General features: G+C 53.8%; 18 protein-coding genes. 11 read left to right on the top strand and 7 right to left on the bottom strand.

The genetic code is table 11. From position 1 onward, the window contains the following. Positions 1 to 45: 45 nt before the first annotated feature. The 6 genes from ERD84_RS02640 to ERD84_RS02615 form a co-directional block, all read right to left on the bottom strand. Entirely contained in the window at positions 46 to 1,479 is a 1,434-nt protein-coding gene (locus ERD84_RS02640; RefSeq protein ID WP_130037997.1) for an aldehyde dehydrogenase family protein, read from the bottom strand. A 56-nt stretch (positions 1,480 to 1,535) separates the two neighbouring features. Beyond that, positions 1,536 to 3,182 carry an acetolactate synthase large subunit gene (locus ERD84_RS02635; RefSeq protein ID WP_130037995.1) on the bottom strand — a complete coding sequence of 549 codons (1,647 nt, stop codon included), beginning with the start codon at positions 3,180 to 3,182 and terminating at the stop codon, positions 1,536 to 1,538. A 197-nt stretch (positions 3,183 to 3,379) separates the two neighbouring features. Then, on the bottom strand, positions 3,380 to 4,537 hold the full coding sequence (locus ERD84_RS02630) for a porin (protein ID WP_130037993.1): 1,158 nt from the start codon (positions 4,535 to 4,537) through the stop codon (positions 3,380 to 3,382). Positions 4,538 to 4,659: 122 nt separating this feature from the next. Next, complete coding sequence (locus ERD84_RS02625; RefSeq protein ID WP_130037991.1) at positions 4,660 to 5,127, bottom strand: DUF4148 domain-containing protein; 468 nt, start codon at positions 5,125 to 5,127, stop codon at positions 4,660 to 4,662. Positions 5,128 to 5,318: 191 nt separating this feature from the next. Continuing rightward, positions 5,319 to 5,684: an antibiotic biosynthesis monooxygenase family protein gene (locus tag ERD84_RS02620; RefSeq protein WP_130037989.1), complete on the bottom strand. Its 366-nt coding sequence runs from the start codon at positions 5,682 to 5,684 to the stop codon at positions 5,319 to 5,321. A gap of 27 nt (positions 5,685 to 5,711) precedes the next feature. Next, a complete protein-coding gene (locus ERD84_RS02615; RefSeq protein ID WP_130037987.1) occupies positions 5,712 to 6,701 on the bottom strand; it encodes a zinc-dependent alcohol dehydrogenase family protein in 990 nt (329 codons plus the stop codon). 577 nt (positions 6,702 to 7,278) lie between these two features. On the opposite strand from ERD84_RS02615, the gene ERD84_RS02610 reads away from it, so the two are divergent. From ERD84_RS02610 to ERD84_RS02590, 5 genes are all read left to right on the top strand, one after another. After that, positions 7,279 to 8,139, top strand: coding sequence for an alpha/beta fold hydrolase (locus ERD84_RS02610; protein WP_130037985.1), 861 nt, complete (start codon positions 7,279 to 7,281; stop codon positions 8,137 to 8,139). 780 nt (positions 8,140 to 8,919) lie between these two features. Next, positions 8,920 to 9,702: a GntR family transcriptional regulator gene (locus tag ERD84_RS02605; RefSeq protein WP_130037983.1), complete on the top strand. Its 783-nt coding sequence runs from the start codon at positions 8,920 to 8,922 to the stop codon at positions 9,700 to 9,702. A gap of 83 nt (positions 9,703 to 9,785) precedes the next feature. Continuing rightward, positions 9,786 to 10,760, top strand: coding sequence for a Bug family tripartite tricarboxylate transporter substrate binding protein (locus ERD84_RS02600; RefSeq protein WP_130037981.1), 975 nt, complete (start codon positions 9,786 to 9,788; stop codon positions 10,758 to 10,760). 82 nt (positions 10,761 to 10,842) lie between these two features. Further along, positions 10,843 to 11,955 (top strand): TauD/TfdA family dioxygenase, encoded by a 1,113-nt coding sequence (locus tag ERD84_RS02595; RefSeq protein WP_130037979.1) that lies wholly within the window; start codon positions 10,843 to 10,845, stop codon positions 11,953 to 11,955. Beyond that, the gene (locus tag ERD84_RS02590) at positions 11,952 to 12,818 is read left to right on the top strand and encodes an isocitrate lyase/PEP mutase family protein (protein WP_130037977.1); all 867 of its coding nucleotides are present in this window, start codon (positions 11,952 to 11,954) and stop codon (positions 12,816 to 12,818) included. Before ERD84_RS02595 ends, ERD84_RS02590 begins: the two co-directional genes overlap by 4 nt. Positions 12,819 to 12,920: 102 nt before the next feature. Here the strand turns inward: ERD84_RS02590 and ERD84_RS02585 are convergent, their stop codons facing one another. Then, on the bottom strand, positions 12,921 to 13,715 hold the full coding sequence (locus ERD84_RS02585) for an SDR family NAD(P)-dependent oxidoreductase (protein WP_130037975.1): 795 nt from the start codon (positions 13,713 to 13,715) through the stop codon (positions 12,921 to 12,923). 241 nt (positions 13,716 to 13,956) lie between these two features. Between ERD84_RS02585 and ERD84_RS02580 the strand changes: the two genes are divergently transcribed. The 6 genes from ERD84_RS02580 (at position 13,957) to ERD84_RS02555 (ending at position 19,192) form a co-directional block, all read left to right on the top strand. After that, a complete protein-coding gene (locus ERD84_RS02580; RefSeq protein WP_130037973.1) occupies positions 13,957 to 14,838 on the top strand; it encodes a LysR family transcriptional regulator in 882 nt (293 codons plus the stop codon). 270 nt (positions 14,839 to 15,108) lie between these two features. After that, positions 15,109 to 15,537, top strand: a complete 429-nt coding sequence (locus tag ERD84_RS02575) for a hypothetical protein (protein WP_130037971.1) — start codon at positions 15,109 to 15,111, stop codon at positions 15,535 to 15,537. A 2-nt stretch (positions 15,538 to 15,539) separates the two neighbouring features. Continuing rightward, positions 15,540 to 15,692 (top strand): hypothetical protein, encoded by a 153-nt coding sequence (locus tag ERD84_RS02570; RefSeq protein ID WP_209019807.1) that lies wholly within the window; start codon positions 15,540 to 15,542, stop codon positions 15,690 to 15,692. Positions 15,693 to 15,786: 94 nt separating this feature from the next. Then, positions 15,787 to 16,557 carry a FadR/GntR family transcriptional regulator gene (locus tag ERD84_RS02565; RefSeq protein ID WP_130037969.1) on the top strand — a complete coding sequence of 257 codons (771 nt, stop codon included), beginning with the start codon at positions 15,787 to 15,789 and terminating at the stop codon, positions 16,555 to 16,557. A gap of 134 nt (positions 16,558 to 16,691) precedes the next feature. Continuing rightward, entirely contained in the window at positions 16,692 to 18,203 is a 1,512-nt protein-coding gene (locus ERD84_RS02560; RefSeq protein WP_130037967.1) for an ABC transporter substrate-binding protein, read from the top strand. Positions 18,204 to 18,277: 74 nt separating this feature from the next. Beyond that, complete coding sequence (locus tag ERD84_RS02555; protein ID WP_130037965.1) at positions 18,278 to 19,192, top strand: ABC transporter permease; 915 nt, start codon at positions 18,278 to 18,280, stop codon at positions 19,190 to 19,192. Position 19,193 lies beyond the last annotated feature (1 nt).

Genomic DNA, 19,193 nt, shown 5'->3' with positions numbered 1-19,193 from the left:
TGGGATGCATGCTTCACCCGTGTCCAACTTCGTCAGGAGCACGTCTTATGCTCGGCGAACTACCAGGTTGCGAATTTCGGTCATGTCTTCCATCGCGAAACGCACTCCTTCACGACCCAGGCCCGAGTCCTTTACCCCACCATAAGGCATGTTGTCGACGCGGTAGCTGGGAACGTCGTTGACCAGCACGCCGCCGACCTCGAGTTGATCCCAGGCATCGAACATCTTGAACAGGTCGCGGGTGAAGACGCCCGCCTGCAGCCCGAATCTGGAGGCGTTAACCTCGACAAGTGCGGCAGAGAAATCCGTGAAGCTTGACAACACCGCAACTGGGCCGAAAGCCTCTTCGGTGACGATCCTGCAGTGGGCAGGCACGGCTTCGAGCAGAGTGGCGTCGAGCATCGCGCCGTCGCGGCTACCGCCGCAGAGCAGGGTGCCGCCTGCGGCGACCGCCTCTTTCACCCAGGCTTCGAGCCGCGTTGCTTCCTTGACATCGATCATCGGGCCGATGGATGTCTCGCGCTGCTTGGGATCGCCCACCACCAGCGCCTTCGTTCTGGCGACCAGCATATCGCGGAAACGGTCATAAATATCGACATGAATGATGATGCGTTGCACCCCAATACAGCTCTGCCCAGACTGGTAGAATGCACCGAAAAGAACCCTTTCGATCACATCGTCGAGATCGGCATCAACATCGACGATGACTGCGGCATTGCCGCCAAGTTCGAGAACCACCTTCTTCTTGCCGCAGCGCGACTTGAGGTCCCAACCGACCTCGGGCGACCCGGTAAACGAGAGTAGCTTGAACCGGTCGTCGATGGTGAACAGGTCGGCACCGCCGCGGCTGGCGGGTAGAATCGAGAATGCGCCTTTGGGCAGGTCAGTCTCGGCAAGTACTTCACCGATGATGATCGCGCCCAAAGGGGTGCGGCTCGCCGGCTTCATCACGAACGGACAACCCACCGCGAGCGCCGGTGCAATCTTGTGCGCGGCCAGATTGAGTGGAAAATTGAACGGCGAGATGAACGAGCACGGTCCGATGGGTACGCGCTTCCACATACCTTGATAACCTTTGGCACGCGGCGCAATATCAAGCGGCTGAACCTCGCCGGTCATCCGCACTGATTCCTCGGCAGCAATGCGGAAGGTGTCGATCAATCGGCCGACCTCGCCTTCGCTATCTTTGATCGGCTTGCCCGCCTCGACGCATAGCGCGTAGGCCAGCTCGTCGAACCGCTCGATGAAACGGGAAACGCAATGATTGAGCACCGCCTGGCGCTCGTAACTCGCCATCCGCGCCATCGGTTCGGCCGCCTCGACCGCACCCGATATCGCCGCATCGATCATCGCGGCATCGGCCTGTGCAACACGGAACGCGACCTCACCGGTGAACTTATCGGTCACGGCGAGATCAGCGTTCGGTTGCTGTGCCACGTTGTTGAGATAGAGCGGATAGACAGACTTGAGCGTAGCCATAAAAAACTCCTCGATCGCACCCCGTTTTCCGGCCAAACCGGTGAACGGAACAACCATTACAATTCTCTCGACAGCCTTTTGATGTCGATGTTGAGGATCTGATCATTCTCCGAATAATCAACCGGACAATCAATCAGATGGACACCTGGTGTGTCGCGGGTATGCACGAGCAGCTGCACGAGATGTTCGGCGCTTTCAACGCGATGACCAAATGCTCCATAGCTCTGCGCGTACTTAACGAAATCGGGGTTGCCATACGTTAGTCCCCAATCCTTGAAGCCCATGTCTGCCTGTTTCCAGCGGATCATGCCGTAGCTGTTGTCGTTAAGGATCAGCACGGTGAGGTTGAGCTTCAAGCGAACAGCAGTCTCCATCTCCTGACTGTTCATCATGAAGCCGCCATCACCGCAGATCGCCATAACCTTACGGCTGGGGTAGACCATCGCCGAGGCAATGGCCGAAGGCAGGCCCGCACCCATGGTGGCGAGCGCATTGTCGAGCAGCACAGTGTTAGGGCGGTAAGCCGTATAGCTGCGGGCGAACCAGATCTTGTACACCCCATTGTCGAGGCAGATGATACCGTCGTGGGGCATTGCAGTGCGAACCTGATCGACCAGATAGGGTGGAAAGATTGGGAAGCGAGCGTCGCTCGAGATCGACGTAATGTGGGCGACCTCACCCTTGCGCGCCGTCAGCATTGCATCGAACCGCCAGCCGCCATTGGGGACGATATCCTGCTTGATCTGCCAGATCGCGTTGGCGATGTCCCCGACAACCTCGATCTGAGGGAAGTAGACCGGGTCAACCTCGGCTGTCCTGGACGAGATATGGATTACCTGCGTGCCGCCCACCTGCATGAAGAACGGCGGTTTTTCAATCACATCATGGCCAATATTGACGATCAAGTCAGCGGCCTCAACCGCACGATGGACAAAGTCGCCTGCCGATAGGGCTGCGCAGCCGACAAACCTGGGGTGACGTTCGTCGATCACGCCCTTTCCAAGCTGAGTGGTAAGGAACGGAATGCCAGTCTTCTCGATGAACTGGAGCAGCATCCGGCAGGTCACGGTGCGGTTGGCACCTGCGCCAATCACCAGGATCGGAGATTTGGCGCTTTCAAGCGCATGCACTGCAGCGCGTACCGACTTCACATCGGCATTGGGCCGCCGTGTGTGGCCGCGACTGAATGACACCGATTTGGTCTCCTCGTTGGCGACATCCTCGGGAAACTCGATATGCGTCGCGCCAGGCTTCTCCTCTTCGGCGAGCCGGAAAGCCTCGCGCACCCGGCTGGGGATGTTGTCAGCGCTGGCGAGCTGATGAGTAAACTTCGTCAACGGTCTCATCATGCCAACCACATCAAGAATCTGGAAACGGCCTTGCTTTGATTTCTTAATCGGTTTTTGTCCAGTGACCATCAGGATCGGCATGCCGCCAAGCTGCGCATAGGCGGCGGCAGTGACCAAGTTGGTCGCGCCCGGCCCCAACGTCGCCATGCACACTCCGGCCTTGCCCGTATGCCGACCATAAGTCGCGGCCATGAAGCCTGCGCCCTGCTCATGCCGGGTAAGGATCAGCTGTATCCTGGATGCCCGGCTAAGGCTGTCGAGCATGTCGAGATTCTCCTCGCCGGGAACCCCAAAGATATACTCCACCCCTTCCTCCTCCAGGCACTGGATGAACAGATCGGATGCTTTAGTCATGATGCGGGTACTCCTGCGTAGGCCAGCAAATCGGAAATGTGCCTTTGAAGACGGTCGAAGCGTTCGTTGACTCTCAGGCTAGGGCTGGCGACATCACTATCTCGTAAAAGATCACTCACTAATTGGACGGATCTGCTGTTATGGAAGATCTATGCGGCTAACGTATCGTCGCTTAGCGGAGTACGGGTCACGGTCAGTTAAAACTTGTGCTGTACACCAATACCAACCTCCGTCCCTTTCAAGGCTTTCACATATCCCAGGTTTTTCCCATACGAACCGTATGCGTATAACCAAGTCCGCTTTGATAGAGAGTACTTATAGTTAATTTGATAAGTACTGATATTGCCCGCGCCATCACCCCATTTGTCAGGATCGTCCATGTTGGACGCGGAGTAATTCCAACCCACATAGAGAAGGCCACTACCTATGGGCGCACTCAAGCCAATATGATAATTATGAGATTTGAAGCGATCGTCAAGACTTGCTCGCCCGGGTAGATGTGCGGCTGGAATATAACTAGAACTTCGGCCAACCCAACCGATCTTTCCACCGCGATCTTGACCATAAGCCAGTCCAAATTTGAAAACCTTAAAGTCATAAGAAAAGTTAATTTGCCAATTGCTTATAGACTTATGGCCGGTGCCCCCCTGACGGTCATAACTACCACCCGCATCGAAAGCCCCATTAGAGTAAATCAGGCCCGTTGATATTCTAGAGGCATGCTCCCCAACCGGGCTCCCAGTCTGGCGATTCATTGTGCCTTTATCCCTGGGGCTGTATAACAGAATCGCTTGTAGGCCAGCTACAGTAGGTGTGGCGTACTTAATGGAGTCATCAACACGATTGCCAGCTGCCACGCCGGTAGAACCGAAAACCCTATTCATCTTGCCTAGCTGCCAGCCGTTAGGGGTTACGGTGGTTGCGGCACCGACGGAGTACTGACGACCCAGCGTAAGCGTTCCCCACTTATCACTAGTAAGGCCAACATAGGCTTGCCGCTGAAATTGATAGTTTCCGGAAGGAGCCATTCCGGTACTAAGGTTAAACTGCTGCTCCAGCTGGAAGATTGCGCTAACACCGTAACCCAGATCTTCCGAACCTTTGAAGCCAAAACGGCTGGCCCCAATAACACCATCGCGCACGCCTGATTTCGAGGCACGCACATCTAAGCTATCCCGGGTGTACCTGTAACTCTGATAGCCATAGCCACTATCTACCATGCCATATAGCGTCAGGTATGTCTCAGCTTGTGCGCCACTCACAGCGCCGAGTTCGGCCATCATTGTGATTGCCGCTAATGCCTTGTACATCTCGAAAGCCCCCAAATGCTCATCACTATTGAGGCTGGAATGCATCTCTGTTCGGGCTCGTGCCAGCCACTTTATGTTGCAAAGCAGTCACCAACCAACACGTTGCCCGTTCGGACTTTCCAGGCCTATTCGGCCTCGCCCCGCTTGCCTGTCGCCATGATCGTCGGCTATTGCGTCGGATATTTGCCAGGGTACATTTCATTCAGCTTTACGCCGCTCTCACCCTCTACCATGTTTCCGGTGCGAATCGCTTCGGCCAATTCGGCCTTGACCTGGGCACGCGTTACGTTCGAAGCAGCCGCTTGCTGAGGGTATAGATGAGGAAACTGTTCATTCAACTTGGCGCTGCTTTCGCCAGTGACGATGTTTCCGGTGCGAATCGCTTCGGCCAGCTCGGCCTTGACCTGGGCACGCGTTACGTTCGAAGCAGCCGCTTGCTGAGGGTATAGATGAGGAAACTGCTCATTCAACTTGGCGCTGCTTTCGCCAGTGACGATGTTTCCGGTGCGAATCGCTTCAGCCAGTTCGGCCTTGACTTGCGCGCGAGTAACCACGGAGTCGTTGGAGGCAATGGCCTGACCAACGAATACAGCGGAGAATGCGCAAACAATAGTAGAAACTTTAGTGTGTGTCATGATGACTATCCTTTAGTTAAATGGGTTGGTTGAACCAACCTGGAATGTTGTGGTTTGGGCTAGTTGCCGCCACCAGTGCATCGACAATCGGTTGACCACGGCGGCCCCAGTATCTCGAATACAGCTATCCATTAATTGGGCAGGCTTACTTTTATGGAAGACTTCTGCGGTTAATAGGTTTGTCCAAGCGTTCAAGGACAAAAATTCAAGGCATCACAGCTACCCATGCCAACAGCGCTATCCTTTCCATCATGTTCATCCGCTGGCATCTCCGATCCTTCAATATGATAGACAGTCGGTTCTTCCGAAAAATATTCCTGTAAGCCCATCATGAACCTGCGATGGTCTTCGCTTTCTTCGAAGCTCGGTGTGTGATCCTCGAGTGATTGCCATCGCACGATGAGATTGAATTGCTGAGGCGTTTCGATACCTTGCGCGAGGAAGTGGCCACCGTAACCTTTCGCGCGCCTCAGCAAAGGTGCGACCTCGGCAAAAGCACGTTTGAAGGAGTCGATGTGCTTTCTCTGAACGGGGAGTAGAGCGATCTCATAAATCATGACTTTCCTTATGAATGAATAGAAACGTCAAGTGGATGTATTCTGCGAATGGGCCGGCGGAACGACCTCAATTGCAACCTTTCCTTGAAGTCCGTTGTCGCGACTTTCCAGCCGGGCGTGAGCTAATGCAATGTCGTCCAGCGAATAGACAGCACCGACATGCGGCCGCAATTGACCACGCTCGACCAGTGTGCTTAGCTCGTCCAGCTTGCCGCGATTTTGCCGTGTGAAAATGAAGTGATAGCTGGCGTTTTTGCCCCAAGCGTGCAGCAGGATCTGTGGCTGTGCAATGTCCACAATGGTTACGACGCGACCTAATTGCGCGAGTACGTCTGGGCTATCCGACAACGTATTGCCGCCGATCGTGTCAAACACGACGTCGACTCCGCGTCCGCCCGACTCCCGGATAACGGCGTCGACGTAGTTTTCCTTTTCGTAGTCGATAAGTACATCGGCACCCAAGCTCCGCACCAAGTCAAAGTGATCTGCACGTACTGTTGTAAATACCTTTGCTCCCATTGCTTTTGCGAGTTGGATCACTACGTGACCGACCCCGCCCCCGCCGCCGTGTACCAGAATACTTTCTCCTGCTCTTAACACTGCGCGCACGGCTAGCGCTTCCCACGCTGTCCCGCCAACTAAAGTCAGGCTTGCCGCTTCAAGATGGCTCAGCGACGGAGGTTTCATACCGATGATGCTTTCGGCGGCAACGTGGTACTCGGCATAACTTCCTGGCCCGTCAAATATTTGCGGGGTGTACCAGACCTCATCTCCTGGTGAGAAAGCAGTCACGCCAGGGCCTACTTCTTCGACAACGCCGGACACGTCGTGTCCGGTAATGGTCGGCAACGGCACCTGGTCAGCATAATCGCCACGGCGAACCTGGTAATCCAAGGGGTTGATGGAGGTTGCATGTACCCGGACCAAGACTTGTCCCGCTTGCGGGACAGGCTTGGGCACATCGCAGAGTTCAAATGCTTCTGGACCACCAAATGATTTGAGTAGTGCTGCTTTCATTGGATATTCTCCCTTCGAAAAAATTGACTATCGAAAATTCTCGATATGTTGGGCTAAAAAAGTTCGAGCTCTTTCCCGATAATTGCGGCAAAAGTGCTGAGTTGACGGTGGTTGTTGATGGAGTGCGTATTGCAGTGAAGCCATTCTTCTGAATAGAGCAAGCCCCAAGTCATACGCTCCACCGCGTATCTGTGTCACAGAAGATGGTGGCCTCAGTCACGCTATCGCTATAACGGTGATATCAGTATCTTGCGCACGGCAATCTGATGATTGAACAGCCTTGCTTTTATGGAAGATCCCTGCGATTAAAGGGATAGCGCAAGTTTGTCAAGCGTGATCACTACATAGTCATCGGGCACTGTGCATCACACAATCATTCCAACTTCAGATAGCCATCCAATATCAAGTGGCATAGCACCGTGACAATGAACTGACACGAATAGCCGCAAAGTCTCGGATCGCGCATTCCGCTATTGGTTCTGAACCAGCGAGTCGGCTGTGCTCTCACAGCAAATAGACCGTTGTTACCAAGCGGCTAAGTTGAGTAGATGTTCCCTAAAAGCGAGAGGATAATCCGATGAAAATACGTTACGAGTTTCTGCAAATCGATGATGTTGAGGTCTTTTACCGCGAGGCTGGGCCCAGAGACGCGCCTGTGATACTGCTGTTGCATGGTTTCCCGAGCGCCAGTCACATGTTTCGCGACCTCATTCCTTTACTCGCCGATCGCTTCAGGTTGATTGCACCGGATTTGCCTGGATTCGGCCAGACAAAGTCGCCATCTCGCGGGGTGTTTGAATATACATTCGACAATCTTGCGAACGTGATTGAGGACTTCGCTAAAGCCATGTCGCTGGAGCGATATGCGTTGTACGTTTTCGACTACGGTGCTCCGGTAGGACTGCGGCTGGCCATGCGCAATCCTGAACGAATAAGCGCAATCATCTCGCAAAACGGTAACGCCTATGTCGAAGGATTTAGCGATCAATGGGGGCCTTGGGAAGCATACTGGCGCGAGCCGAGTCTAGAAAACCGGGAAGCTTGCCGGGAATCGCTCTTGCCGGACACCATACGAGACTGGCAATACGGCACTGGCTCCGCGCCAGGAGCCCTGTCGCCTGACGGCTATGAATTGGACATCGCCTACATGGCGAGGCCAGGTGCGCAGGAGGTTCAGCTCGATCTGATTCTTGACTATCGCAGCAACGTGGCGCTGTATCCGGCGTTCCAGTCTTATTTTCGTGACTATCGCCCACCGTTGCTTGCCGTGTGGGGACGCCATGACCCAGCGTTTGTGCCTGCAGGTGCCTACGCTTACACGAAGGATCTGCCCGATGCCCAGGTGCATCTTCTCGAGGCGGGACATTTTGCCCTAGAGACACATTCGCAAGAGGTAGCCACCTTGCTACGGGCATTCATCGAGCAGATTGCTAATTAATTATGGTCCTAGCGAGCTGTCGGGCATTACGATTGTGCTGCATTGTTCGAGTTGCACAAGCGCTGTAATGTGTTTCTGTCTAGTTGTTCGCCAAGCACCCGTTAATAGAGTGGTTCATCACCACATAGCTAGCCGGTTACCTGGTAGCCCGATGAGGCTTTACAGCCATGTGGACGATAAAATTCCGGCTGTAATTTAGGAGAAATACTTAAAATGGCATCGACAACCGAGGCTCCAGCATCAACCCGTATTTGTTGAAAGAAGTCGGTGCGTGCGCGAGGGTCGAGGATGAACTGCGACACTAAAAAGCATATGGCGGTGTCGTGTAGGGATGTGTCAGGCAGTGAATCAAGATAGCCTTCATGAAAATGACAACGCTCAGCGAACCCCTCGGTCTTTGCGCGTGTGTGACAAACCTCTAGCATGGGTCCAGAAGGTTCTACCGCAGTAAACCGGCCAGGCCGGATGCTTACAGGCAAGATAGGCCAGCTCTACACCGGTTCCCACGGCTACGCAAAGGATTCGCGCCTGTTCAGGCAGCGTGCTAAAAATTGACTCAACAAGAAAGTGCAGGCACGAGGTGATGGGCGCCGTCTTGGCCCATTGTTTGTCATAATCGGTTGCCCCTGAGCACAGGGGGGCAGCATGCCTTTCGTCATATTAGGAATGGTGATTGTTAGCGACTGGTTGACAGCTAGAATTGATTTACATCATAATTTGTTCGAACAAATGAACAAATATACTTAACCTCAGCCTGAACAAGCCCGCCGTCCTTTTCATATGCCCACCAAAGCCTCCATCCCACCCAACCCTCTATTGCCGAGCGAAACAGCCCCCCGTCATCAGAATCTGGCACGTACGCTGGCCAGCGAAATCGAGAGCGGGAGATATCCGGTTGGTAGCAAACTGCCTCGGGAGATGGACTTATGTACGCAGTTTGGCGCAGGCAGGCACACCGTGCGCATGGCGCTCGATCGTTTGGTTAGGGCTGGACTGATCAAACGAACCCCACGGTTGGGAACCCTTGTTATCGCCACAAAGCCTCGGCGGGGCTATCAGCTGAGCGTCAGCCAAATTTCTGACCTCACCCAGTTCAGTGCCAATACTCAGATGGAAGTGCTTGAACGTACCGTCCAGACAGTCACTGATAAGGCTAATGATTGCCTGGCTGCGTATCAAGGTCAGCAGTGGTTGTTCGTAAGTGGCTTGCGCCACAGCAGTGACTACGATGTTCCGATCTCTTATCACGAAGTATGGGTGCATCCCGACTATCGCTCGATCGCGGGAGTTCAAGGGCGCATCAAGCAATCGATTTTTGATTTGATCGAACAACAGTTTGGTGTCGCAGCGACCCGCGTGAAACAGACCATACGGTCGGCCATACCGGATCAAAAAATGGAGGCTCTGCTCAAGATAGAGCCCAATACGCCTTGCCTGTGGGTACACCGTGAATACTACGACAGCCAGTCGCGATTGGTTGAATTGTCGTTGAGTGTTCATCCGGGCGACCTTTTTTCATACGAAATGGAACTGGAGCGCAGCATACCAACCAGCTCCAGCTGAACGAAAGCAGGAGTCCGGTGCACCTGTGGTTCTTAACCCATGTCACCAGGCAAGCTAATTATTTTTAACTAAAGGAGGATGACATGTTGGATGGAACACGACGCAAAATACTTTGTGGTTTAGGAGCTTTGGCATTGACCTGCTCGGCTGCGGCCCAGGCAGCTTCATTTCCCGAAAGGCCTATCCGCTTAATTGTGCCTTACTCGGCAGGGGGAGGCACTGACACTATTGCCCGTCATCTGAGTGATCGCCTGACCAAGCACTTCAAGCAAAGTGTGATCGTTGAAAATCAACCTGGCGCCAACGGCATTATTGGCACCCGCACGGTGGCTACGGCAAAGCCAGATGGCTACACCTACGTGCTGGTGGTCAATAGCCATCTCATCAACCCCTTGGTCCAAAAAGATATCCCCTACGACACTTTCAAGGACTTTGTGGGTGTCACCATGGTTGCACGGTCTCCGCTGGCTTTTCTGGTGAATAGTGATTTGCCGGCAAAAAGCATGAAAGAGTTCGTCACGCTGGCACATCAACCCGAGAGCAAGTTCGCCTACGGTAGCTCCGAAAATATGACTCGCCTGGTAGGCAATATGCTCGACTATTACAACAAGCTGGGCATGGTGAGCGTGTCTTATAAAGGCGGTGCACCGCTGATGGCAGATGTGGCAGCCGGCGTCACCACTATTGGCACCACAAGCATCCTGAGCGCCAACGCCTATGTGCAGTCGGGCAAAGTACGTCCTCTCGCTATTACCGGCACAGAAAGAACCAGTGCCTGGCCCGACGTGCCGACGCTCCATGAGCTGGGCATGAATGAATTTGACGACGTCTACACCAGCTATAGCCTTTATGCCCCTGCCGGCACACCCAAAGAAATTCTGGACACCGTACAGCAAGCGGTCCATGCCGTAGTGTTTGATCCCGAAATGAAAAAAGCCCTGGCCAACCAGGCTGCTGAGCCGGTTGCCGATTCGGTAGATGACTTCAACCAGCAGGTCAAGAAGGATTTTGAGTTCTGGAAGTCGCTCGCCGATGCCATCAATCTGAAACCCATCTGATGTGGCTGCAACTTTGCAAATGTGAAGCCCAAACTTATCGTGAACAACAAGTTGCTCTTCAACCCGATATAGAGGAAAGACAATGATCAACCCCATACAAGAGCCGCGCGGCTGGACCCGCGCTGAGGTGGAGCAAGACTCCTCGTGGATCTATCGGCTGACTGATGCCGAGATAGCGGATCTTGAACAGGCTCTGCGACATGCTCTCTCGACCCGAAAGAGTTTTTTTGAACTGTCACAAGAAGATTTTCCTATCAGCAAGGCCGTGCTTGAACGCTTCAAAAGCGTCATCGCCTCCACGCAAAATGATTATGGGTACAAACTTGTCCGCGGCTTTCCTGTAGAGCATTGGACGGAAGACGAGTTGCGTATCTTCTACTGGGGGCTGGGGTTGCATCTGGGCGTGCCTCGCCCCCAAGGAAAGGCAAGCTCTTTCATGTCTGACGTGCGCGATGCAGGCGGTACATATCGCGCATCCACGGGGCGTGGCTACAACACTAGTTCACGTCTGGATTTTCATGCAGACGGCAGCGATATCGTAGGCTTGCTTGTAGTGCGTACGGCCAAATCGGGCGGATCCAGTCTGATTTCCAGTTCGATCAGTGCTCATAACGCCATGCTCGCCACCAGACCCGATCTGGTAAAGGTCTTGTACGAACCTTTCACCTTCAGCCGCCAGGGTGAGCAGGCGCCCGAGGAAAAACCTTATTACCAAGCGCCAGTATTCGGCATCGAACAAGGGAAATTCGTCTGCCGTCATATCCGCAACCACATCACCTCGGCACAAATAAGCTTTCCTGAGGTACCGCGCCTGACCCCTCAGCAAACAGAGGCCCTGGACTTGCTCGATGCAACGCTTGCGCGGGAAGACTTGTGCTTTCACATGAGCTTCGAACCGGGTGACCTGCAGTTCATCAACAATCATATTGTGCTGCATGCGCGCACGGAATATGAAGATCACGAAGTACCCGAGAAAAAGCGCTTTCTGCTGCGCCTGTGGCTTGCCTTGCCAGAAGGTCAGCCTTTGCCAGAAGGTTTAAAAGCAGCATACAAAGACGTCACGCCCAAGTCAGTACGAGGCGGATTTCGCGGCGTTAATATCACGCCGCAGATACGGGAGTTTGAAGCTAGAACAGCCCAAGCCCACGGTATGCAATTCAATATATATCACGACCTCGAGGAAGCAGAGGCATGAGCGTGTCCAAGAAGAAACTATCCCAAGTACTGCAGCCCGGCAAACTGGTTGTCGCGCCCGGTGTGTACGACCTTATTTCAGTACGTATTGCCAGTCAGATGAACTTTGACTGCCTATATATGACGGGGTATGGAACTGTGGCCTCGTATTTGGGCTTACCCGACGCCGGCCTGGCCACGCTCACTGACATGGCCAATCGGGTATCGGCCTTTTGCAGCACTAGCCACCTGCCCATTATTTGCGATGGTGACACCGGCTATGGTGGATTGCTGAACGTGGCACATACCGTCAGAACCTACGAGCAGGCCGGGGCTTCAGCCATACAGCTTGAAGACCAGGAATTCCCCAAGAAATGTGGCCATACTCCCAGCCGGCGTGTCATTCCTGCCGAAGAGATGGAAAAGAAAATTCGTGTAGCAGTAGAAGCGCGCACTGATAAGGATTTTCTTATTATTGCGCGCACCGATGCACGCACCAGCCTTGGTCTGGATGAAGCATTGCGCCGCGCCGAGCGCTATGCTGAAGCAGGCGCTGACATTCTTTTTGTTGAGTCTCCCGAAACCGAAGCTGAATTGAGGAAAATTGGCGAAACTTTCGATAAGCCTCTGCTGGTGAATTTGGTTGAATCAGGGCGCACCCCCATTCTTCCTCCGAATGTCCTTCAGGAAATGGGATTCTCGATTGCTATCTATCCTGCGTTGGGTTTCCTATCAGCTGGCCATGCCCTTCGCCAGGCATATTCACATCTCGAGACAACCAGCACTTCACTGGGCCTGGAAAATTCCTTGCACGACTTCAAGGAATTCAACCTGTTGATGGGGTTCCAGGAAGTCTGGGACTTTGACAAGCAGCACGCTGATTAACGCTAGTCTGATCAAACGAAGCGCCTCGAGAAATACCAAGACCTGGTGGCTCTCGGGGCGCTTCTGCGTTAGAGGAGCAAGGGTGCATGAGCAGCCCACAGCTCAGACAATCGAGCGAACGACGCCTCCATCGACTCGCAGGGCGGCTCCAGTGGTCGCAGAAGCCTGTTCCGAGCATGCATAGATCACCATGTTCGCGACCTCTTCGGTTGTAGCAAATCGGTTGATCAGGGACGTCGGGCGAGTGGTTTTCAGGAACTGTTGCTCGGCTTCCTCTTGAGTGATGCCTTGCTCTTGGGCCGTCGCCTTCATCCAATTGGATAGGATCTCGGAGTTCGTCGGGCCGGGCACTACGGCATTGACAGTGACGCCCGTTCCGGCAACCAGTTCAGCCAGCCCACGCGAGACAGCGAGAGTCGCAGCCTTGGTAACGCCGTAGTCAATCATTTCTTTCGGAATGTTTAGCCCGGATTCACTGCTGACGAACACCACACGTCCCCAGCCGCGTTCCATCATTTTCGGCACGTAATGACGGGCGGCGCGCACACCGCTCATTACGTTAAGTTGGAATAGTTCCAGCCACTCATTGTCATTCTGGTCGAAAAAATTGTTCAGAAATGCAGTACCGGCGTTGTTGACGAGAATATCCGCGTTCGGCGCCTGCTCGAACAATACAGCGCATCCTTGCGCAGTGGCGACGTCTGCCACAACGCCGGTCAATTCGGCCTCAGGTAACAGGGCGCGTATCTCGCGCAATGCGGTATCGACACGTTCCTGTGTACGCCCATTGATGACAACAGCCGCGCCCGCTCGTGCCATCCCTTCGGCGATTGCACGGCCTATACCTGCAGTGGAGCCAGTGACAATCGCCTTGCGGCCCTTGAGTTCGATGTGCATAAGATTTTCCTTTGTTCGATGAGTGGTCAGCCTGCGCCGGTTCAGTTGGACTTGACGAGGTCCTGGAAGATCAGCGGAGCTCAAGTCTGTCCGCGTGCCTGCCCAGCGGTACCGGCGCGAAGCCGATGATCGAGTAGGACATAGAATTCTCCTGTACTGAGGTGTGTATAAGGAGTATGGTAATTACATTCAGCCAGTGTGATAACCCACGGTTTTTTTATAAAACCTATTCCAAATAAGAATGAATAAATTCAGTGAAATGAGTGCCTTTATCTCCGTGGTCGAAATGGGAGGGTTTTCTGCTGCTGCTCGGAAAACAGGAGAGTCGCAATCAGCAATCAGCAAGGCGGTCAATGCGCTGGAAAGGCGCCTGGGCGTTGCACTGCTGCATCGGAGCACGCGCAAAGTGACGCTGACCGATCAGGGACAAAAGTACTACGAGCGTACCAAGCCATTACTCGACGAAATTCTTGTTGCGGATAGCGAACTAACCAGTAGTGTGCAGGATGTTTCGGGCTCGGTTCGGATCGCAGCGCCTTCGACATTCGGTCGTTTGTACGTGTTGCCATTGCTTCCAGAACTGCTGTCGCGCTATCCCGATCTGCAAGTCGACTTGGTATTGTCCGATGCGCTGCGCGACATGGTCGACGATCGAATCGATCTGGCGATACGCGTCAGTCCGGTCAACGACCCAGATTCCGTTGTCCGTCGAGTAGCCAGTACGTCTCTGGTCTGCGTTGGTTCCCGACACTACTTTGCGCGACATGGAGTCCCGAACACTCCCGCCGACCTCGCCAACCATAACTGCCTGATCTATGGCCAAATGACCGAATGGGTGTTTACTGGTCCGGAAGGCCATTTGCGCATCCCTGTGTGTGGTTCACTATCCTCTAACAGCGTAGAGACCATCCTGGCCGGGGTGATGAACGGTGTGGGCATTGGCCTATTTCTTCGCGCATCACTGGTTGGAGAATTCGAGACCCCAGACGTGGTCTCGGTGCTTGATGAGTTCCTGGATGAACCGCGCGACGTCAGCCTGGTCTGGCCCAAACGCCGGTTTGTGTCGACAAGAGTGCGCCGCACGACCGACTTTCTGGCTGCGGCGCTCTCTGCGCGTATCTAGCTCAGCGCAGAACCAGCGTTGCAGATGCCGCTGTATCTGCCCGATATGCTTTGCCGTACCGTCAAAATTGGACATGATTCAGCAGTATTGCCGCAGGGTGGCGGACGGAGTTCTGAGCCTATGCAGCTGGCATATCCTGGTTATTAAGGCGCATAAACTTTGGATCCGATAGATAATTGCAGTTCATCACGCCCTTTCAAGTCAAACACATCTGCAATTTCGCATAGATAGAGCATTGAAATAGTTAACGATATATCTGGAGTTACTGCAATGAGCCAACCATACCTAATCATCGAGCAGGAGGCTTACGAGCTCCGGCTCGATGACAAGCTGCTGACGCGCATGGCAGGCGGCGCTGCGTCGCTTCTCGCAGGAGGGGGCCTGCCGCTACGAGAGATTGATATCGAGACTGCAATCGAGCGCGCCGAAGATTGGCTGATGCCATTCAGCAAATTATTCGAAGGGCTTCAGCTAAAGGTCCGCGACGGAACGGATCGGCTGCGCAGTCATTTTGGTGATCTTGAAAATTACTCGGTGGAGCAGGTGGAGCAAGCTTTCACGAATGCCCACTATGACGTGGTCCATATGCGAGCAAACGACAGCGATAGCGTTGCGGATATCGTGCTTCTGCGCGAGCTTGCGCATCACGGCAAGCTTTCGGGTGTTGTGCTGGACATTGCTGGGGTGAAGCTCAAGTAGCTATGAGCAGCTGGGTGCGCAGTGGCGAAGTGAAATTCCGCGAAGATATTGTCGAAGGTCTGGAAAATACTGTATCGGCGTTTCAGGGGCTACGCTCTGGCCGTAACCGCGGCAAATTGCTGATTCAGGTGTCCCCTGATCCCAGTCGCCAATAAGCTTATCTGATAAAAGGCAGCTGTTAGAACTGATTATCGTGATTCATCCAAAGTGATATGATGACTTTTTGCTTATCGCTCCAAAGGGTGATTCATGGCAACCTCGGCCAAACTCGTCCCGAAAAAACAGGCACTTTCTTGTCGCGTCGTTGATGAGTTGCGCGCAAGTATCGAGAAAGGCAGATACGCGCCCGGAGATAAACTGCCCACCGAGTTCGCCCTGGAGCAAAGATTCGGTGTCAGCCGAACCGTCATTCGAGAAGCGATTTCTGCGCTCAGGGCAGATGGTTTGCTTGAGTCTCGCCAGGGGGCAGGTGTGTTTGTACTGGCCCCGCGCGAGCAACCCGAATCGCTCATGCTGTTTACGCACGCGACAGACAAAATATCAGACATTATCGAAGAATTGGAATTGCGTATCGGCATCGAGGTAGAAGCAGCGGGCTTGGCTGCTAGCCGTAGCTCACCAGCTCAGCAGGCAGAGATCCAGTGCCAGTTGAATCGCTTTGCTCAATTAGCTGATGACGGTCAACCGACCGACGAGGCCGACTTCTGTTTTCATATGGCTATTGTCAATGGTACGAATAATGAGCGATTCAAGATATTTCTTGAGCATGTGGGCCGGCACATGATTCCGCGCGTCAAGTTTCGGTCTGTTATGGGCGGGCGAGATCTGCTTCCCAGTCGTGATGGTGCAATTCTTGCAGAGCATGCAGCGATCGCCGAGGCGATCTTCATCAACGATTCCGAGCGCGCCCGCGATGCGATGCGTACGCACCTGATGACTGGTATTCAGCGCTACCGTGCAGTGCATCAGGTAAAAAGAATAAAAAATAGCATTGACACTGGCCTAAAAGAAATAATATGATTTTTTATAAGTCATATTACTAAAAATAGAGTTGAGAAAGACCGAGCTTTGTCTGCTGCGCTACGTGGCTTGCAGAGCGCCCGGCAGGCGGGGGAAAAGCTCTGTCGCCAACAACACATCAACGGAGGAGTTCAATGAGATACACAAAAATTGCGTCACTCACCGCAGCGGCCTTTTTGGCCATGGCTGCGTCCACGGCTTGGGCTCAAGAGGGTAATCACGATATACGTATCGTACTGCCCGAGCAGCCCGGCAATCTGGAACCTTGCGGCACCATCATCACAACAGTTGGCCAGGTATTGAGCCAGAACGTGACTGAACCCCTGGCTACTGTTAACGCCAAAACGGGGCAGCCTGAACCCAAGCTGGCTACAAAATGGGAGCAGCTGGACCCAACCACCTGGCGCTTCAACCTGCGCAAGGGGGTGAAATTTCAGGATGGTGCCGATTTCAATGCCAAGGCGGTTGCCTTTTCGATTGACCGCATGACGAGCGGCAAACTGACCTGCAACAACATGGCAAAGTTTGGCAATGCCAAGCTTACCGTCACGCCAGTGGACGATTACACGGTAGACATCAAGTCTGATAAGCCACAGCCTATTTTGCCGACGCTGCTCAGCGTGGTCATGATGGTCTCGCCCAATACCCCGGCAGACAAGGCGGTTAACGATCCCGTTGGCACGGGGCCCTTCAAGCTGGCAAGTTTCACGCCGCAAAATGTTGTGCTTGAGGCTTTCAGCGATTACTGGGGAGACAAGCCTGCCGTAACTAAGGCGACCTATGTCTGGCGCCAGGAATCATCGATTCGTGCCGCCATGATTGAAACCGGCGAAGCAGACCTTACTCCGGCCATTGCTATCCAGGATGCCAATAACCCTGATACAGACTTTGCCTATCTCAACTCTGAAACCACGGCGATGCGCATTGATGCCGAACAGCCGCCGCTGGATGATATTCGTCTTCGCAAGGCATTGAACCTAGCCATAGACTGGGACGGGCTGAGCCAGCTCTTTGGCGAAGATGCACCACGAGCCTCGCAGATGGTGGTTGAGGGCATTGTCGGCCACGACAAAAATCTCAAACCCTGGCCGTATGACCTGGAACGCGCAAAGTCACTGATTGCCGAAGCCAAGAAAGATGGCGTGAAGGTTGATACGGAGATCAGGTTGATCGGTCGCAATGGCATTTATCCAAATGGCGCAGAAGCCATGGAAGCGATGATGATGATGTGGCAAGAGGCAGGGCTGAATGTCAAGCTCGTCATGCTTGATGTGGCCGACTGGTTGCGCTATCTGCAAAAGCCGTATCCGGAAGATCGCGGCCCTACGCTGCTGCAGTCCATGCATGACAACAACAAGGGCGACGCGGCGTTCACTATTCCTATTTTCTATCGCTCCACGGGTCAGTATTCAGTTTTGAACAGCCCAGAGATGGATGCTGAGATCGATGCTGCCATGGCCGCTACGGGTGCCGAGCGCGAGAAGGCTTTTCAGAAGATTTTCGACGAAGCCCTTAATAAGTACGTAACGGACATCCCCATGTACCACATGATTGGCTATACCCGTGTGGGCAAGCGGCTCGAATGGAAACCCGACATCAGCACGAACAGCGAAATTCCTCTGGCCAATATCCGCTTCAAGCAATAGCGCATCCTTCTGCACGGGCGCCGTGCTTGGCGCCTGTGCAGTTGCTCTGAACAAGGCAATCGAAGGATTCAACTATGCTGAATTACCTCGGACGACGGGTGTCTTATAGCGCCATCTCGATACTGGGCCTGCTGACACTGGTTTTCTTTTTGACACGGCTGACGGGCGATCCGTCGGCGCTTTATTTGCCGCTGGACTCTACGCCTGAGGCGCGTGCGGCGTTTGCGCAGTTGAACGGCCTGGACCAACCCACGTACGTCCAATTCTGGAACTTCCTGACTGACCTTTCAAGGCTGGATTTCGGAGAATCCATGCGACAGAATCGGTCTGCAATGAGTGTGGCACTTGAGGCCTTTCCTCAAACCCTGAAGCTTGCCGTGGTCGCCATGACGCTATCGACGATACTGGCCATTGTGATTGGATCGATCGCTGCTGCCAGACCTCGTGGTGTATTTGATCGTATCGCCAGCTTTCTCTCTTTGGCTGGAGCCAGCGCTCCCGATTTTTGGGTGGCCATCGTCGCGATATTGGTGTTTTCGGTCGGCTTGGGCATTCTTCCCACATCAGGCACAGGTGGATGGCAGTACTGGATCATGCCTATTTTCGTGCTGATGCTGCGTCCCTTTGGCCTGCTGGTGCAGGTAGTGCGCGGTGCGATGCTTTCGTCCTTGACCTCGCCTTATATCAAGACGGCTCGCGCCAAGGGCCTGAGCAGGCATTCCATTGTCTTCGGCCATGCATTGCGCAATTCGCTGCTGCCCGTGATTACCGTTGCGGGCGATCTGACCACAGGCCTGATTAACGGCGCGGTGATTGTGGAGTCGGTGTTTGGGTGGCCCGGCATCGGCAAACTCATGATTGATTCGATTATTCAGCGAGACTTTGCGGTGGTGCAGTCCACTATATTGGTCACGGCGCTGGCGATATTCATATTGAACATAATGATCGATCTGCTGTATGCAGTGCTCGATCCACGCGTCCGGTACTGAT

This window comes from Pollutimonas harenae (genome assembly GCF_004153685.1).
GTDB classification, from domain to species: domain Bacteria; phylum Pseudomonadota; class Gammaproteobacteria; order Burkholderiales; family Burkholderiaceae_B; genus Pusillimonas_C; species Pusillimonas_C harenae.
Note: the sequence above shows the minus strand (reverse complement) of the source record. Positions and strands in the feature narration are given on the sequence as shown.

Coding starts and splice junctions, on each gene's coding strand:
- ERD84_RS02640 (WP_130037997.1), bottom strand. CDS start 1,479: ATGGCTACGCTCAAGTCTGTCTATCCGCTCTATCTCAACAACGTGGCA.
- ERD84_RS02635 (WP_130037995.1), bottom strand. CDS start 3,182: ATGACTAAAGCATCCGATCTGTTCATCCAGTGCCTGGAGGAGGAAGGG.
- ERD84_RS02630 (WP_130037993.1), bottom strand. CDS start 4,537: ATGCATTCCAGCCTCAATAGTGATGAGCATTTGGGGGCTTTCGAGATG.
- ERD84_RS02625 (WP_130037991.1), bottom strand. CDS start 5,127: ATGACACACACTAAAGTTTCTACTATTGTTTGCGCATTCTCCGCTGTA.
- ERD84_RS02620 (WP_130037989.1), bottom strand. CDS start 5,684: ATGATTTATGAGATCGCTCTACTCCCCGTTCAGAGAAAGCACATCGAC.
- ERD84_RS02615 (WP_130037987.1), bottom strand. CDS start 6,701: ATGAAAGCAGCACTACTCAAATCATTTGGTGGTCCAGAAGCATTTGAA.
- ERD84_RS02610 (WP_130037985.1), top strand. CDS start 7,279: ATGAAAATACGTTACGAGTTTCTGCAAATCGATGATGTTGAGGTCTTT.
- ERD84_RS02605 (WP_130037983.1), top strand. CDS start 8,920: ATGCCCACCAAAGCCTCCATCCCACCCAACCCTCTATTGCCGAGCGAA.
- ERD84_RS02600 (WP_130037981.1), top strand. CDS start 9,786: ATGTTGGATGGAACACGACGCAAAATACTTTGTGGTTTAGGAGCTTTG.
- ERD84_RS02595 (WP_130037979.1), top strand. CDS start 10,843: ATGATCAACCCCATACAAGAGCCGCGCGGCTGGACCCGCGCTGAGGTG.
- ERD84_RS02590 (WP_130037977.1), top strand. CDS start 11,952: ATGAGCGTGTCCAAGAAGAAACTATCCCAAGTACTGCAGCCCGGCAAA.
- ERD84_RS02585 (WP_130037975.1), bottom strand. CDS start 13,715: ATGCACATCGAACTCAAGGGCCGCAAGGCGATTGTCACTGGCTCCACT.
- ERD84_RS02580 (WP_130037973.1), top strand. CDS start 13,957: ATGAATAAATTCAGTGAAATGAGTGCCTTTATCTCCGTGGTCGAAATG.
- ERD84_RS02575 (WP_130037971.1), top strand. CDS start 15,109: ATGAGCCAACCATACCTAATCATCGAGCAGGAGGCTTACGAGCTCCGG.
- ERD84_RS02570 (WP_209019807.1), top strand. CDS start 15,540: ATGAGCAGCTGGGTGCGCAGTGGCGAAGTGAAATTCCGCGAAGATATT.
- ERD84_RS02565 (WP_130037969.1), top strand. CDS start 15,787: ATGGCAACCTCGGCCAAACTCGTCCCGAAAAAACAGGCACTTTCTTGT.
- ERD84_RS02560 (WP_130037967.1), top strand. CDS start 16,692: ATGAGATACACAAAAATTGCGTCACTCACCGCAGCGGCCTTTTTGGCC.
- ERD84_RS02555 (WP_130037965.1), top strand. CDS start 18,278: ATGCTGAATTACCTCGGACGACGGGTGTCTTATAGCGCCATCTCGATA.